General features: G+C 67.6%; 13 protein-coding genes. 4 read left to right on the top strand and 9 right to left on the bottom strand.

Annotated features, from left to right (window positions below; genetic code table 11):
• Nucleotides 1–35 precede the first annotated feature (35 nt).
• The 3 genes from ACFRAH_RS04085 to ACFRAH_RS04075 are packed head-to-tail and all read right to left on the bottom strand — an operon-like array spanning nt 36 to nt 2,077.
• On the bottom strand, nt 36–347 hold the full coding sequence (locus ACFRAH_RS04085) for an AzlD domain-containing protein (RefSeq protein WP_377989643.1): 312 nt from the start codon (nt 345–347) through the stop codon (nt 36–38).
• On the bottom strand, nt 344–1,138 hold the full coding sequence (locus ACFRAH_RS04080; RefSeq protein ID WP_377989642.1) for an AzlC family ABC transporter permease: 795 nt from the start codon (nt 1,136–1,138) through the stop codon (nt 344–346). Before ACFRAH_RS04080 ends, ACFRAH_RS04085 begins: the two co-directional genes overlap by 4 nt.
• A 12-nt stretch (nt 1,139–1,150) precedes the next feature.
• Complete coding sequence (locus ACFRAH_RS04075; protein WP_377989641.1) at nt 1,151–2,077, bottom strand: glycerophosphodiester phosphodiesterase; 927 nt, start codon at nt 2,075–2,077, stop codon at nt 1,151–1,153.
• A 50-nt stretch (nt 2,078–2,127) separates the two neighbouring features.
• Here ACFRAH_RS04075 and ACFRAH_RS04070 point away from each other — a divergent pair, with 50 nt between their 5' ends.
• The gene (locus ACFRAH_RS04070; RefSeq protein ID WP_377989640.1) at nt 2,128–3,489 is read left to right on the top strand and encodes a DUF445 domain-containing protein; all 1,362 of its coding nucleotides are present in this window, start codon (nt 2,128–2,130) and stop codon (nt 3,487–3,489) included.
• A gap of 178 nt (nt 3,490–3,667) precedes the next feature.
• The gene (locus ACFRAH_RS04065; protein WP_377989639.1) at nt 3,668–5,860 is read left to right on the top strand and encodes a M1 family metallopeptidase; all 2,193 of its coding nucleotides are present in this window, start codon (nt 3,668–3,670) and stop codon (nt 5,858–5,860) included.
• Between the two features lie 22 nt (nt 5,861–5,882).
• Here the strand turns inward: ACFRAH_RS04065 and ACFRAH_RS04060 are convergent, their stop codons facing one another.
• From ACFRAH_RS04060 to ACFRAH_RS04050, 3 genes are all read right to left on the bottom strand, one after another.
• Nucleotides 5,883–6,632 (bottom strand): LamB/YcsF family protein, encoded by a 750-nt coding sequence (locus tag ACFRAH_RS04060; RefSeq protein ID WP_377989638.1) that lies wholly within the window; start codon nt 6,630–6,632, stop codon nt 5,883–5,885.
• A complete protein-coding gene (locus ACFRAH_RS04055) occupies nt 6,616–7,506 on the bottom strand; it encodes a hypothetical protein (protein ID WP_377989806.1) in 891 nt (296 codons plus the stop codon). The genes ACFRAH_RS04060 and ACFRAH_RS04055 overlap by 17 nt, the downstream gene beginning before the upstream one ends.
• 109 nt (nt 7,507–7,615) lie before the next feature.
• Entirely contained in the window at nt 7,616–8,206 is a 591-nt protein-coding gene (locus tag ACFRAH_RS04050; RefSeq protein WP_377989637.1) for a hypothetical protein, read from the bottom strand.
• 61 nt (nt 8,207–8,267) lie between these two features.
• On the opposite strand from ACFRAH_RS04050, the gene ACFRAH_RS04045 reads away from it, so the two are divergent.
• On the top strand, nt 8,268–9,596 hold the full coding sequence (locus tag ACFRAH_RS04045) for an MFS transporter (RefSeq protein ID WP_377989636.1): 1,329 nt from the start codon (nt 8,268–8,270) through the stop codon (nt 9,594–9,596).
• Between the two features lie 29 nt (nt 9,597–9,625).
• Here the strand turns inward: ACFRAH_RS04045 and ACFRAH_RS04040 are convergent, their stop codons facing one another.
• From ACFRAH_RS04040 to ACFRAH_RS04030, 3 genes are all read right to left on the bottom strand, one after another.
• Nucleotides 9,626–11,992, bottom strand: coding sequence for a glycoside hydrolase family 65 protein (locus ACFRAH_RS04040; RefSeq protein WP_377989635.1), 2,367 nt, complete (start codon nt 11,990–11,992; stop codon nt 9,626–9,628).
• Between the two features lie 79 nt (nt 11,993–12,071).
• Nucleotides 12,072–12,818, bottom strand: coding sequence for an HAD family hydrolase (locus tag ACFRAH_RS04035; protein ID WP_377989634.1), 747 nt, complete (start codon nt 12,816–12,818; stop codon nt 12,072–12,074).
• 617 nt (nt 12,819–13,435) lie between these two features.
• Nucleotides 13,436–14,053, bottom strand: coding sequence for an alpha/beta hydrolase (locus ACFRAH_RS04030; protein WP_377989633.1), 618 nt, complete (start codon nt 14,051–14,053; stop codon nt 13,436–13,438).
• A 173-nt stretch (nt 14,054–14,226) separates the two neighbouring features.
• Here ACFRAH_RS04030 and ACFRAH_RS04025 point away from each other — a divergent pair, with 173 nt between their 5' ends.
• The gene (locus ACFRAH_RS04025) at nt 14,227–14,484 is read left to right on the top strand and encodes a DUF6458 family protein (RefSeq protein ID WP_377989632.1); all 258 of its coding nucleotides are present in this window, start codon (nt 14,227–14,229) and stop codon (nt 14,482–14,484) included.
• The last annotated feature ends 78 nt before the right edge of the window (nt 14,485–14,562 follow it).

Here is a 14,562-nt window from a genome sequence, read left to right as displayed (position 1 = left end):
TAATGCCCCGCTGCCGCCCGGCCGTTCCCGCTGCTTCAGCTCCAGCCGGCCAGCCGGAGCAGCGCAGCAGCTCCCGCCCCTGCCAGCACGACAACCAGGAAAGGCGCCCGAAGGAGCAGCGCCACCGCGGCGGCCACCAGAGCTCCCAGCCGGGCATCGAGGACAAGGGCCTGCCCGCTGGCCAGGGTGTTGACGATCGTCAGGGATGCCAGCAACCCGATGGTCATGGTGCCGGCCATCCGGGACATCCTGGGGTTCTGCAGCAGGGTGGCCGGGAGAAGGTAGCCCACCAATTTCCATGCGTACGCGAAGACGCAGGCGAGCAGCAACCACACCCACAGACTCATTTCGCACCCCCGCGGCCGGTCCCGTTGCCCTTGGAGTGCCCGCCGCCGGGATGATGGCCGGGATGCCGCCCGGTGTAGGGGTCGATGTCCGGTTCAAGCCCTTCGTCCTGGCGGCCGTGGCTGAGCCAGCCGATGACGGCGGCCACCACAGCGGCAATCAGGATGGGCACCCCTGCAGGGACGAACGGCACGGCCAGCACCGTTGCCAGGGCACAGACGACGGCGATCGCCACCGGTTCCCGGCCCTTCAGCCGCGGCCAGAGCAGGCCGAGGAACGCCGCCACGGCCGCGCCGTCGAGCCCCCACTGCTTCGGATCGCCCAGCGCGCCTCCGGCCAGGGCGCCCACCGCGGTGAAGACGTTCCAGAGTACGAAGATTCCAATGCCCGCGGCCCAGAAGCCCCGTTGCTGCTCGTCAGCATCCGACTGCCCGGTGCTGGTGGCCGTGGACTCGTCGATGGTCACGTGGGCGGCGGCGTACTTGCGCCACCCCCGCGGCCGGAGCAGCACGTTGAGCTGCATGCCGTAGATTCCGTTCCGCATTCCCAGCAGCGTGGCCGCCCCCATGGCCGCCAGGCCCGAGCCGCCACCGGCGACCACTCCGATGAACGCGAACTGGGAACCGCCGCTGAAGAGCAGCAGGCTCAGGGCCATGGTCTGCCAGAAGTCCAGGCCCGAGGTCACCGAAAGCGCGCCGAAGGACACACCGTAAAGGCCGGTGGCGACGCTGATGGACAGTCCGACGCGGACCGCCGGGGAACGCAGGAGGCTTGGGGGCCAGGTGATGGGCATGCCACCACTCAATCACAGCGGCGGACGCCCCTGGGTGGCAGTGCTGGCGGCCAAGGCCGGCTGCCGGAGCTGGGCCAGGACCTGCGCCGGCCGGTTGGTGGTGATCTCCTGGATGCCGAGTTCCCGGCACAGGGCCACGTCCTCCTCGGCATCCACGGTCCAGACCCGGAAGCGGCGGCCGGAATTCAGCCAGCGCCCCACGGTGCCTGCGTGCCGCCGTACATAGTCGATGCCCGGGCCGGCCATGCCCACTTCGCCGTCGTTGAGGATCCGCTCCCCCTCCAGCTGTGCGGCCTTCATCACGTTGGCCACCGCGCTGCCCGTGAAGGGCCCCAGCCCCAGTTCTTCGCGGATTTCGGCCACGTTCACGTCATCCACAAGCTGGCAGATGAACTCCGCGGGCACGGCCTTCCGCAGGTGCCGGACCGAGTCGGGGCTGAAGCTCATGAACGTCACCCGGATGTTGCCCAGGCGGGACGTCCGGGCGTCCCATCCTTCCTCCCGGAGCACCTCCAGTACCCGGTCCTCGAGCTTCAGCTGGTACGGGCTGGGATGCTTCAGCTCGATGGCCAGCCCGACGTCCCGCCCGGCGGTCCGGAGCAGGTCCAGCAGGTCGGGCAGGGTCAGGAACTGGTCGGATCTGGGCCCGTACGCTTCGGGGATCCGGGCGCCCTTCCAGGAGGAGAAATCCAGCAGCCGCAGCTGGTTGACCGTCCGCTCGGCCACCGGACCCGTGCCGTCCGAGGTCCGGTCCAGGTTGGAATCATGCAGCAGGACAACATGCTGGTCGCGGGTGAGGTGCACATCGCACTCCACGCCGTCCGCGCCGTCGGCGAGCGCGCGGAGGTAGGCGGCACGGGTGTGCTCGGCGAATTCCGCGCTGGCACCCCGGTGGGCGTAGACCAGGGGACGGGCTGGGGCTGACTCGTCGGCTGTCATGGTCACACGTTAGCCGACCGGGGCCGCCAAAGCGGGACTAGGCTTGGCACATGCAGGTGAACTCTGAACCAACCACCCAGCTGGCATCTCCCCCCGGTGAGGCAACCGCTGAGCGTCCGGGTCAGGACCGGCCGGCGGCCCGGCCCGCCGTCGGACGCCATCAGCCCGCGGCGGGCGACGCCGAAAAGGCGGCCGCCCTCCGGAGGATGAAACTGGTGGCGCTGTGCCTGCTGATTGCCATGGCTGTGGTGTTCGTCGTGGCCTTTGCGCTGCAGAAGCAGTACCCGTGGCTGGAATACGTCCGGGCCGCGGCGGAAGGCGGCATGGTGGGTGCGCTGGCCGACTGGTTCGCCGTGACCGCCCTCTTCCGTTACCCCATGGGGCTGAAGATCCCGCACACCGCCATCATTCCGCGCCGCAAGGACCAGATCGGAGCCTCCCTGGGCGAGTTTGTGGAGACGAACTTCCTGTCCGAACAGGTGGTCCAGGACAAGCTGGCCAGCATCAACATTTCCGCCAAGGTGGGCAGCTGGCTGTCGGGGCCGGGCGGCGCGGAGCGCGTGGCCAGGGAGGGTGCCGCCGTCATCCGCGGCACGTTCAAAGTGCTGAACGACGACGACGTGCAGGCCGTCATCGAGGGCATGGTCCGCAAGCACCTCCTGGCTCCGCCGTGGGGGCCTCCCGTGGGACGCATGGCCGAGCGGATCTTCGCCGAGGGCCACCACCACAAGCTGGTGGACCTCCTCGTGGACCGGGCGGCGGACTGGGTGGCGGCCAACCACCAGACGGTCAGCCGGCTGGTCACGGAGCGCTCCCCGCAGTGGGTGCCCAGCTTCGTGGACGGCCTGGTGGGCGACAAGGTCTACATCGAGCTGCTGAAATTCACCCGCGCGGTCCAGGACGACCAGCAGCACCAGGTCCGGCTGTCCATCGACAAGTACCTGACGGACCTCGCCCAGGACCTGCAGCACGATCCCGCCATGATCGCCCGCGCGGAGGGCATCAAGGCCCAGGTACTCGGCGATCCGGAAGTCCGGGAACTGGCGTCCCGGACCTGGGCCACCATCAAGGGCGCGCTGCTCAACGCCGTCGACGATCCGGACAGCGAACTGACGGTGAAGTTCAAGGCGGCGGTCCGCGATTTCGGCACCCGGCTGGTCAACGACGACGAACTGGCCGGCAAGGTCAACGCCTGGATCGGCGATGCCGCCGGCTACCTGGTCCGCACGTACCGGTCGGACATCGCCGGGGTGATCACGGATACGGTGGCCCGCTGGGATGCCGAGGAGACGTCGCAGAAGATCGAGCTTCAGGTGGGCAAGGACCTGCAGTTCATCCGGATCAACGGCACAGTGGTGGGGTCCCTCGCCGGGCTGGCCATCTTCACAGTGGCCCACCTGGCATTCGGCTGAGCGGGCTGTCCCCCAGGCGGCCCGCCGCGGGATGATGCCGCTAAAAGAAGCTTGACAGCTTTGCCGGGCAGGGCCACCTTGGTGTCAACTACGCCGCCCGGTCTCCTGCCGGTCCATGGGTGGCCAGTCCACGGACCGGCACCGCGGCGCTCCGTTCGGGAGTTTCGAATGAGGTGCCATGAGTCCCGCGACTTACCGGCCGGCAGCGTTCCACCGCGCCGGCCTTTTTCTGTGTGCCCTGGTTCTGTCAGCTGTGCTGCCGGCCCAGCTTGTCCTGCCTGCTGTGGCGGCCGTCCCGGCCAGCGCTGTCAACGCTGACGACGGCGGTTTCAGCCCCGGCGCTCCCGGTCTCGGGGATCCTTACTATCCGTTGGACGGCAACGGCGGCTACGACGTTGGGCGTTACCTCCTGGAGCTTAGCTACGATCCGGCCACCGGGTTCCTTGCAGGGTCCGCCACTATCCGTGCCCGCGCGACCCAGAACCTCTCGTCGTTCAACCTGGACCTGCAGGGGCTGACTGTCCGAGGCATCCGGGTTAACCACAGTGACGCCGCCTATCGGCGCAGCGGTGCGGAGCTTACGGTGATTCCGCAGCAGGGCATCAGGGACGGCCGGGAGTTCGACACCGTTGTGTCCTATGACGGCGTGCCGAAACCGGTCATTGACCAGTTCGGAATCTCGGGATTCCTCCGGACCGACGACGGTTCGCTGATCATCGGGCAGCCGCACGTGGCAGCCACCTGGTTCCCGGCCAACGACCATCCTCTGGACAAGGCGAGCTTCACTTTCAAGATCACTGTCCCGGACGGATCGTCTGTGGTGGCCAACGGCGTGCTTGACGACGAGGAGTCGCAGGACGGGAAAACCACGTGGACGTGGCACGCGGCCGAACCCCTGGCCACCTACCTGGCCACGGCGAGCGTTGGCAAGTTCAATCTGGACCGTTACCGGAATGGGCGGGTCCGGTACATCGACGCAATTGATCCCGACCTGTTCACACCGGCGGTCGTTGCCCGGACGGGCCACAATTTCGCCTGGTCCGACAGCCGCGCGGGCACTTATACCCGTTTGACCAGGACCCTTACGGTCCCCCCGGGCGGGGCGAAGCTCTCGTTCTGGCTCAACCGGAACATCGAATTCGGCCGCGATTTTGCCCTCATGGAAGCGCGTACCGCCGGCGCGCAGGACTGGACGACCCTCCGGGATACGACCGGCCACACGTCCGACGAAAGCGGTCCCGGCTGCCAGCAACTGATTGCCATTCATCCCTTCCTCGGCCACTACCTGACGGCCAGCCGCAACGGCGCATGCAGCCCACGTGGAAGCTCGGGAACGTGGTGGGCAGCCACCGGACCCAGCCAGGGATGGGAGCAGTGGGGATTCGACCTCTCCCGGTTCGCCGGGAAGGCCGTTGAACTTTCCTTGACCTACGTCACCGACGACGTCGTCGCGCTGGACGGGGTGTCGCTTGACGACGTCACCGTATCCACAGGCGAAGGCACCACGTCGTTCGAGGAGGACGGCAACACGACGGACGGCTGGTCAGCTTCCGGTCCACCGCCGGGGAGCCCACGGAGTGACGCGAAGTGGAGCGCGACCAGTTCCGGGCCACCCTCCACGGGCGACCGGGTGCAGGCGTCGTTCAACAGGCAGCCGGAAATTATCAAGTTCCTGTCTAATATCTTCGGCCCGTACCCGTTCAGCGCTGCCGGCGGAACCGTCGATGACCTGAAGAACCTCGGCTTCGCGCTGGAGAACCAAACAAGGCCGATCTACTCCAGACTCTTCTTCACCAGCCCTGAATCGGGCGACTCGGTGGTGGTCCACGAACTGGCGCACCAGTGGGTGGGCGACGATATGGCCGTCAGCCGTTGGCAGGACATCTGGTTGAATGAGGGGTTCGCGACCTACGCCGAGTGGCTCTGGAGCGAAAGCGAGGGGCGGGAAACCCCTCAACAGCTGTTCGACTTTTATGCCGCCGCGATTCCTGCCCAGGCGCCGTTGTGGGCAGTGAAGATCGGCGACCCGGGAACTGCGGCCCTCTTCGACTTCGCCGTGTACGTCCGCGGCGCGATGACACTGCAGGCGCTGCGCAACAGGGTAGGGGACGAAGTGTTCTTCGACATCCTCCGGGAATGGGCTGATGCCCATGCCGGCGGCAATGTCTCCAGCGCCGACTTCATGCGACTGGCCCAAGAGCTTTCGGGCCAGGACCTCGGGAGTTTCTTCCAGGACTGGCTGTTCACCGCCGCCAAGCCGGCCGGAACGGTGCCGCCCGTGCTGCGCGGCACAACCGACCCTGCCACCAGCCCGCCTGCCACAGCGCGGGTGCTGGAGCAACGGATGGAGGCGCGCCCGGGGCCGCGATAGCGCTACAATGTGCCGGCACCGTTCAGGCGAACGGCGCCAGTTCCACACCGGCTTCCTCCAGGCCGGCCCGGACGGCGGCCGCCATGTCCACGGCGCCGGGGGTGTCGCCGTGGATGCACAGGGAATCGGGGTCCACCCGGACCACGGTCCCGTCCACCGCCACCACCTCGCCCTTGAGCGCAAGGCGTACTGCCCGCTCAACGATCGGCCCGACGTCGTGCAGCACCGCACCTTCCTGCGAGCGCGGCACCAGCGTTCCGTCCGGCAGGTAAGCGCGGTCCACGAACGCCTCACGGAAGACAGGATGGCCGGCGTCCTGGGCCTGCTTGAGCAGTTCGGAGCCCGGGAGGCCCAGCACCGGCAGCCCGGGATCATAGGCATGGACGGCAGCCACCAGCGCGGAAGCCTGCTCGGCGTCGTGGAACGCCCGGTTATAGAGGGCGCCGTGCGGCTTTACGTAGTCCACCGAGGCGCCCACCGCGTGCGCCACTCCGTCCAGCGCCCCCAACTGGTAGAGGACGTCGCCGAACAGTTCGTCGAAGGACATGTCCAGCGAGCGCCGCCCGAAACCGGCGAGGTCCCGGTAGCCGACGTGCGCGCCCACCGTGACGTCCAGCTCATAGGCTGCGCGGCAGCTGTCCAGCATGGTCACGGGGTCCCCGGCGTGGAAGCCGCAGGCCACGTTGGCGCTGGTGATGAGCTCGAACATGGCGGCGTCCTCACCCATGGTCCAGGAGCCGAAGGACTCGCCGAGGTCAGCGTTCAGATCCACGCGTGCCACCTTCCCTTGTTTCACTTTGCACCGTGCCAGCTTCCCATGTGCTGCGTGCCGCTGTGCCGGTTTCCAACGACCGGCCGGCCGGCGGGCCGGCGTCCGGGCCTGCTGTTCCTGCGGGTTTGAGCTCCCCCGGCACGGTGTCCGGCATCGGCCCAAAGGCATCCTTGGCGTTGGCGACGACGGCCCGGCCCATCATGAGGTTGCCGGCACCGCCCACGACTGCCCCGATGCCGAACGGCAGCGCACGTCCGAACAGGGCAGTCCCCTGCCGCTTGAGCAGGTTCCGCAGGAAGGCCTTCTGGATCCGCTCACGGATGAAGCCGAAGCCGGACGAGGACATCCTGCCCGTCAGCACATTTCCCCAGGCCTGGCTTGCGCCCTTGCCCCGGCCCATGGCCTGGCCGCTGAGCGACCCCAGCAGGGCGGTCCCCTCCTCGCCGAGCATCACGGCCATCACCAGGGTGCTGGCCTTCTCGGGGTCCGTCATCCGGATCCCGTGCAGTTCGGCCAGCGAGGTGGCGTAAAGGGCCGTCGCCTCCAGGAACCCCACCGTGGCGGCCGCAGAGAGACCAAGGGACGCCACGGTACCAACACCAGGCACGACGGCGGTGGCCCCCACCAGCGCGCCCCCGCCGGTCACTGCCCGAAGATAGTCGCGTTCCAGGATGTCGGCGAGCTGGGCCGCGGACGCCCGCGGATTGCGGCGCTGGAGCCGGCGGATGTTCGCAATCACCAGCGGGCGCTGGATCTCCACGGCCCGCAGCAGCAGGTTGTGGACACCGGGTTTGGGATTGCCGTGGGCGTCGAACACGGCGTTGTGGGCTGTTTCCTGCGCGATTCTCATCGCGGGGTTGCGTCGCTTGGCCATCATCACCTCTACGTCGGAACAACCGGCGGCCGAAGACCGCCGTCTAGCCTTAACACTAGGCCACACCCCAACATACCAAGCATGCTGATCACCCCTCGCAGGCGGCCCGTCACAGCGCCCAGGACTCGGCCACCGCCATGTACGCCGAGGATGAGGGCCCCCGCGGTCCAGGGTAGACCGTGGGGGCGCCGGGCCATTCGACGCCGAACTCGGAGAGTTTGCCCCCGCTGCACGGGTGGTAGACGTTGCTCATCGATGCGCTGGCTGGCCCCAGTTGGAAGTCCGGCGCGGAGAACTGCCGCCGGTCCAGCACCCCGGAGACCTCGATGGCGGCCCGCCGTCCGGTCGCCCGGAATCCGCGCTCAAGATCGAGTTCGACGTCGAACTCGTCCCGGGTGTGGCTGACCGTGCCGAGCGGAAAGCGCGCAGCCTCCGGAAAGAAGCGCGTCAGTTCGGTGGCGAGGGAAGAGGCAAAGAATTCGTTGGAGCCGTAGCTGCGCCAGCCCTGGAGCGTGGCCACCATGAGGACTGTTCCGCTTCCCCACCGGGACCAGTCAGCCACCCAGAACGAAGCAAAGCAGCTGGCGGGCTCGCCGGCGATATGAACGCCGTTCCGGTCCACCGGGTGCAGGGCAAGGCCAAAGTTTGCGCCGATCAGCGCCACAATGCGCCGCCCCGGCCGGGCCGGTGTGTTCCCCATGCCTAGAGCCTATCCTTCCGGACGCGTTCCGCCCGGAAGAGGCCCGGCCTAAGATTGCCGTGTGCCCCTTCCCCGCGCCCTCCGGCCTTTTTCCCACCGCGAGTACCGTGTGCTGATCGGCGCCCTGGCCATTTCCATCTTCGGCTCGGGCATGTGGGCCGTGGCCATGGTCTACCAGGTGATCCATATTGGCGGCGGCCCGCTGGAACTGAGCCTTGTGGCCGCTGCCGGCAGCGTGGGGCTCGTGGCATTCGTCCTTGCCGGCGGCATCGCAGCGGACCGCGTTCCGCAGCGGCTGCTGATCATCGCCGTCGAAGGAACCAACCTTGCCGTCATCGCGGCGGTCAGCGGGCTGGCGATGGCAGGCTGGCTTCAGCTGTGGCACCTGGTGGCCGGCGCCTTTGTCCTCGGAGTCGGGGCGGCCTTCTTCTTCCCCGCGTACTCAGCGATTCTGCCGCGGATCCTCCCGCCGGAGGACCTGCTGGCGGCTAACGGCATGGAAGGGACCCTGCGTCCCACGCTTCAGCAGGCCGCGGGCCCTGCGGTGGCCGGCCTCGTCGTGGCTGCGCTGTCGCCGTCGCACGCGGTGACCGGCGTTGCCGTATGCCACCTGCTGGCGTTCATCGTCCTGAACCTCCTCGGCCAGCACGCCCTCAAGGCGCCGGGCGCAGGGCAGGGCGGCACCGGGGAGGGCGGCACTGCGGATGCCGCCACAGCACCCGCCAAGACCTCGTTCTTCTCCGACCTCCGCGAGGGCGTCAGCTACACCGTCCGGACGCCGTGGCTCCTCTGGACGCTGCTGTGGGCCTGCATTTCGGTGCTGTTCCTGATTGGCCCCATCGAAGTGCTCCTGCCCTTCGTGATCCGGGACCAGCTCGGCGGGGACAGCCGCATGTTCGGGTTCCTGCTGGCTGTCATGGGAGTGGGCAGCGCCGCGGCCTCGCTCGTCACGGCATCGGTCCGGCTGCCCCGCCGCTACCTGACCGTCATGATGGCGTGCTGGGGAGCGGGCACCTTGCCGCTGGCGGCGGTGGGGCTCATGGACAGTTTCTGGCTGCTTGCCCTGGCAGTCTTCATCTTCGGCGCCACGGGCAGCGTGGGCATGGTCATCTGGGGAACACTGCTGCAGCGGCGCGTGCCCCCGCACCTGCTGGGGCGGGTGTCCAGCCTGGACTTCTTCGTGTCCCTGGCGCTGATGCCGGTGTCCATGGCGCTGGCCGGCCCCGCGGCGTCGGCACTGCCCATCTGGCTCATCTTCCTGGTGGCGGGCGGGGTCTGCCCGGTGATGGCTGCGGTGGCCTTGTTGGCCGCCCGCATGTCCGTGGACGAGGTCGCCCACCCGCTCGACCGCAAAGGCCCGCTGCCGGCAGGCGCCGAGGCCACCACCTGACAGCGGGCGCAACCCGGCCAACAACGTAACTAGTGCGCGCGCACCACCGGGATGCTCGCCGTCGGCGGCCCGCTGGGGAACACCGACGGCTCGGGGACGTGCACTGGTTCCAGCGGAACGCGCACCGGCTGCGAACCCACTGGGAAAAGGGCCCCGCGCACGTCGATGTCCAGCGCTCCGCCGTCGAGGACGGTCAGCGTGATGGCGCCCTGGTCGAGCTCCACCAGGAGCAACCGCCCCTGCAGCCCGAGGTGGAAGCGCAGCGTGTCCCATTCCTCGGGCAGCCGGGGATCGAAGTACGGCACCGGCCCCTGGTCGCGGAGCCCGGCGAAGCCGCACACCAGCGAACTCCACACTCCGCCGGTGGAGGCGATGTGGACGCCGTCGATCGTGTTGCCGTGGGAGTTGTCCAGGTCGATGAACACGGCATTGGTGAAGTGCTCGAGGGCAGCCTTGCGGTAGCCCACCTCGGCGGCCATGATCCCCTGGACGCAGGCGGAGAGTGTGGAGTCACCGGTGGTGATCGGATCGTAGAAGTCGAAGGCACGGCGCTTTTCCTCGGCGGTGAACTCTTGCCACTGCAGGAACATGGCCAGCACCGTGTCAGCCTGCTTCAGCACCTGGTGGCGGTAGATCACCAGCGGGTGGAAGTTCAGCAGCAGCGGGTACTTGGAGCGCGGCGTCGTCCAGTCCCACGGTTCGAGGGTCATGAAGTCGTTGTCCTGCGAGTACACCTGGAAGTGCTCATCGAAGGGCAGCTGGATCCGCTCCGCGGCAGCCTCCCACAGCTCCCGCTCGGCGTCATCCACCGCCGGATGCTTCAGCGCGGCGGCGGCCCGCAGGTTAAACCTGGCCATGACGTTCGTGTAGAGGTTGTCGTTCACCACCGCGGTGTATTCGTCCGGCCCGGTTACGCCGTGGATATGGAACGCGCCGTCCTTGCCGAAGAAGCCCAGCGATACCCACATGCGGGCGGTCTCGATCAGCAGGTCGGCGCCCATGCCGGCACAGAACTCGGAATCACCGCTGGCCCAGACGTACCGGTTGGTGGCGAAGGCAACTGCGGCGGCGATGTGGAACTGCGCCGTGCCGGCAGCGTAGTAGGCGCTCGCTTCGAGCCCGTTGATGGTGCGCCAGGGGAACAGCGCGCCGTCCACGCTCAGCTCCTTGGCCCTGATTTTGGCGTCCGGGAGCATCTCGTGGCGGAACTCCAGGACCTGGCGCGCGCCGTCGGGGTTTGAATACGTCAGGTACGGCAGGAGGTAGACCTCCTGGTCCCAGAAATAGTGCCCGTCATAGCCCGAACCCGTGACACCCTTGGCCGGGATGCCGGCAACGCCCGCCCGGGCGGTCGCCTGCGCCAGCTGGAAGAGGTTCCACCGGATGGCCTGTTGCAGTTCAGGCTGCGCACCCACCTGGATGTCGGCGCTGGCCCAGTAGCTGCGGTAATGGTCCGCGCTTTCGGCGAAGAGGTCGCCGACGGGCTTCAGCCCGGCCGCCGCTGCGTCCGCCGGGTCCTCCCCCGCTTCAACGTCCGCGGCACCGGGCCGGCCCGCCAGGGCTCCCCTGGCCACGGCGTAGCTGACGCTCTTTTCCAGCCGGAACGGCTCATCGGCGGCAATTGCCAGCACGTAGCGGACGCTGCTGTCGTCCTGGTCCACGAGGGTATCGAACGGCTGGTGGCCCGCTGACGTCCAGTGGTCGACGGCCATCCCCACCCGCTGCTTCGACTCCGCGGCTTCCCAGGACAGGCGCAGCGAACCGTCGCCGCCCTCCATCCGGAGGGGCAGCAGGACCCGGCCCGCGTGCCGGCCGGCCCGGCGCGGGTCGTGCCCGGAATGGTCCTCCACCGGCTGGTCCTGCCGGTTGATGACGGAGGAAGTTACGTCCGCGGAGACTGCCCGGTCGGAGGAAACCTCCAGCGAGATGCCCAGGCTGCCGCGTGCTTCGAAGCCAACGGCCCGGCGCTCCACGGTGGTCACGGTGGCACCCGAACGGCACTGCCAGACGATGCTGCATTCGTAGATTCCGGTGGCGAAGTCCACGGACCGCCGGTAATCCAGGACTGCCGATTCGGCGAGGCTGAGCATTTCGCCGTCGATGATGACCGTGAAGTTGTTGGCGTCCGGGATGTACAGGATGCGCTGGCCGGTGCGGGCAAAGCCGTAGGCGTTCTCGGCGTGCTTGATGTCCCAGATCTCGTGGAAGCCGTTGATGAAGCTGCCGGGCAGCTCGGCGTCGGCTGAGGCCCAGTGGGCACCCCGGACCCCGAGGTGGCCGTTGCCGAGGGCAAAGAGGGTCTCGAGCGTTCCGGCGTCGCCGGGTGCGTGGCTCGTCTCCACGAGCTTCCAGGGATCATTGGGGAAGCGGACGCGGTCGGCGTTGATGAGTGCCATGAGTGGCGTTCCTTAGGCGGTCGAAAATGGTGCTTGGAGGTTCTGCCGGGCTTGGGGGAACCGGCACGGAACTGCGGGACTAGAGAAGTTCCCCGAGGTCGTTGACCACGAGGGTGGCGCCGGCGTCGAGCAGCGTCTGCCGTCCTGCGCCGCGGTCCACGCCGATGACGGAGTGGAAACTGCCGGCCCTGCCCGCCTGTACGCCGGAGACCGCGTCCTCGACGACGACGCACTGTTCGCTGGGCAGGTCAAGGAGCCGGGCGGCGTACTCATACGTGGCGGGGTCCGGCTTGCCGGGCAGCCCTTCCTCAGCGGCCACAACGCCGTCGACGACCACCGTGAAATGGTCCGCCAGCCCTGCCGCACGCAGTACCGACGGGGCGTTCCGGGAGGAGGAAACGACGGCGACCTTCAGTCCGCGCTCCAGTGCCGCTTCCAGGAAACGCACCGAGCCCTCATACGGCTCCACGCCGGCGCTGACAATGTCATTGAAGATCCTGTTCTTCCGGTTGCCCAGGCCCTGGACCGTGACGTTGTCCGGGTGGTCGTCCGTCGGGCCTTCGGGAAGGGTGATGCCGCGGGAGGCCAGGAAGTCCCGGACGCCGTCGAACCTTGGCTTGCCGTCGATGTGGTCGAAGTAGTCGCTCTCCCTGTACCCGTCCTTTTCGGGGACGGTTTCGAGGTAACCGTCGAACAGTTCCTGCCAGGCGCGCTCGTGGACCACGGCAGTGGGCGTGAGCACACCGTCCAGGTCGAAAAGGACGGCGGCGGCGCCGGTCCAGCTGTTCGGCCGGCTGGCAGCGCTGGTATTCAGGGTTTCGGTCATGCTTTGTTCCGTGTCCTTTCGGGGGGTCGGACAGCAATATGTTGGGGTTTACGAGGAACGTGGTCGCCGGTGACCAGGAGAGTGCGGAGCGCCTGCAGAACTCGCCCCTCAGGGCGTTGCGGACCCTGGAGGTTCCCTTACGGTGATTCTGCAGAGGGAAAAGACAGGCCGGCGTTTCCTGCGGACCGGGCTGCGTTGCCTTGGCCGCAAACGGCGGTGTCACCCTGTTTGCGCGACTGGTCCGGTCAGGGACCGGCGCGGTTATGTCCGGCGCGTATATTCGCGCGGTTTCGCCACTTGCACCGCAGCATTGCGGGCCAGGCAGAACGCGTCGACGCGCAGGTGCACGGTTTTCTGCCTACGTCCATGATGAGGGCGCGGACGGTTCAGGGCAAGCTGGCGGAACATCCCCGCGGGACGGGTGGCGCAAGGATGCATGGCGCGGTCCTGCCCTTTCGAACACTCTTAACTCGTGCAATGCCAGCCGCCCCCACGGCTGGATGTCTGATGGCCGGGTCCCGGCCGAAGATGAGTGTAAGCGCTTGCAGATTTGCACCGCAACTGTTTTTAATTCCCACGCCGTTCCCAGTCGGCTTCTGGCCCGTTCAGGGCCGGAGTCAGCCCAGGACGTAGTGCCGCAGGAAGGCACTGACGTCTACCATCTCAGTCTTGGACATGGCGTGGCCCATGCCGGGATACGTCCGCGCGGTGAGCCGGGTGTGCGCGTTGAGCCACTCCTCTGTATAGGCGGTCGCGTCCCCGTTGATAACGAGGTCGGCCTTGTCCCTCCCCCAGAAGAACGGGGGCCGTTCGTCAAGGGATTCACTGAGTGCCAGCAGGTCATTGTCGAGGACGAACCCGGACAGCCCCACAACGGCAGGGAAGTCCCGTGGCCGCAGGCGCAGGAGGGTGCTCGCCATGGCCATGCCCTGCGAATATCCCAGCAGGCTCACGCTGGTGTGGTTCGACCGGGCCGAGTCGATCCAGGAGAACACGGAGTTGGCCGCGGAGATGACGTCGGCAAAGTCGTTGGTCAGGAAGTAGTCCAGCAGGAACCAGCCGTAGCCATTGGCGATGGGCATGGGAGCCCGGAGCGCCGCGCAGGTGAACTCCCGGGGGAGATAGTCGAAGAGGTTGACCATCCTGGATTCGTCGGTGCCGTAGCCGTGCATCATTACCAGCAATGGGGTGCCGGCACGCTGCCCCTCCGGCTTGGACCATACAACCGTCTCCATCCGATCAGCCTAGCGAGTCCCCCGAAAACTCGGCCCGCCCCTGACCTGCGCTTTTGATTGAAACGCGGGTTGCGAAGGATGTAGCCTGACGCTTGACAGCATGCTTAGCAATTGCCGCACGGCAACCCGTACGGACCCGGATACGAGAAGTCCGCAAATGCAAGGAGCAAGTCATGAGAATCGGTTCCGCCATCTTCCTTATCGCCCTCGGGGCCATCCTCGCCTGGGCCGTCACCCCGGGCCTCATCCCCAACATTGACATGACCCTGATCGGCTACATCCTGATGGCCGTAGGTGTCATCGGCCTCATCGCCTCGCTGATCATCGCCGCCCCCGGCAGGAGCCGCCGCGTCAGCGAGACGCGCTCCGTCGTGGACCCCAACACGGGCGAAAGGATCACCAGGAACGAAAGCCGCGACAGCGGGCTGTAGGACCGCTTGGAAAGGGCGGCCAGCAGTGGACTCGCCAGACACGGCCGGGCCAGACCTTCGGGTCCGGTCCGGCCTTTG

This window comes from Arthrobacter sp. NPDC056727, from assembly GCF_042790555.1.
Taxonomy (GTDB): Bacteria; Actinomycetota; Actinomycetes; order Actinomycetales; family Micrococcaceae; genus Arthrobacter.
The sequence above is the reverse complement of the archived record's forward strand: the minus strand, read 5'-3'. Positions and strand labels throughout refer to the sequence as shown.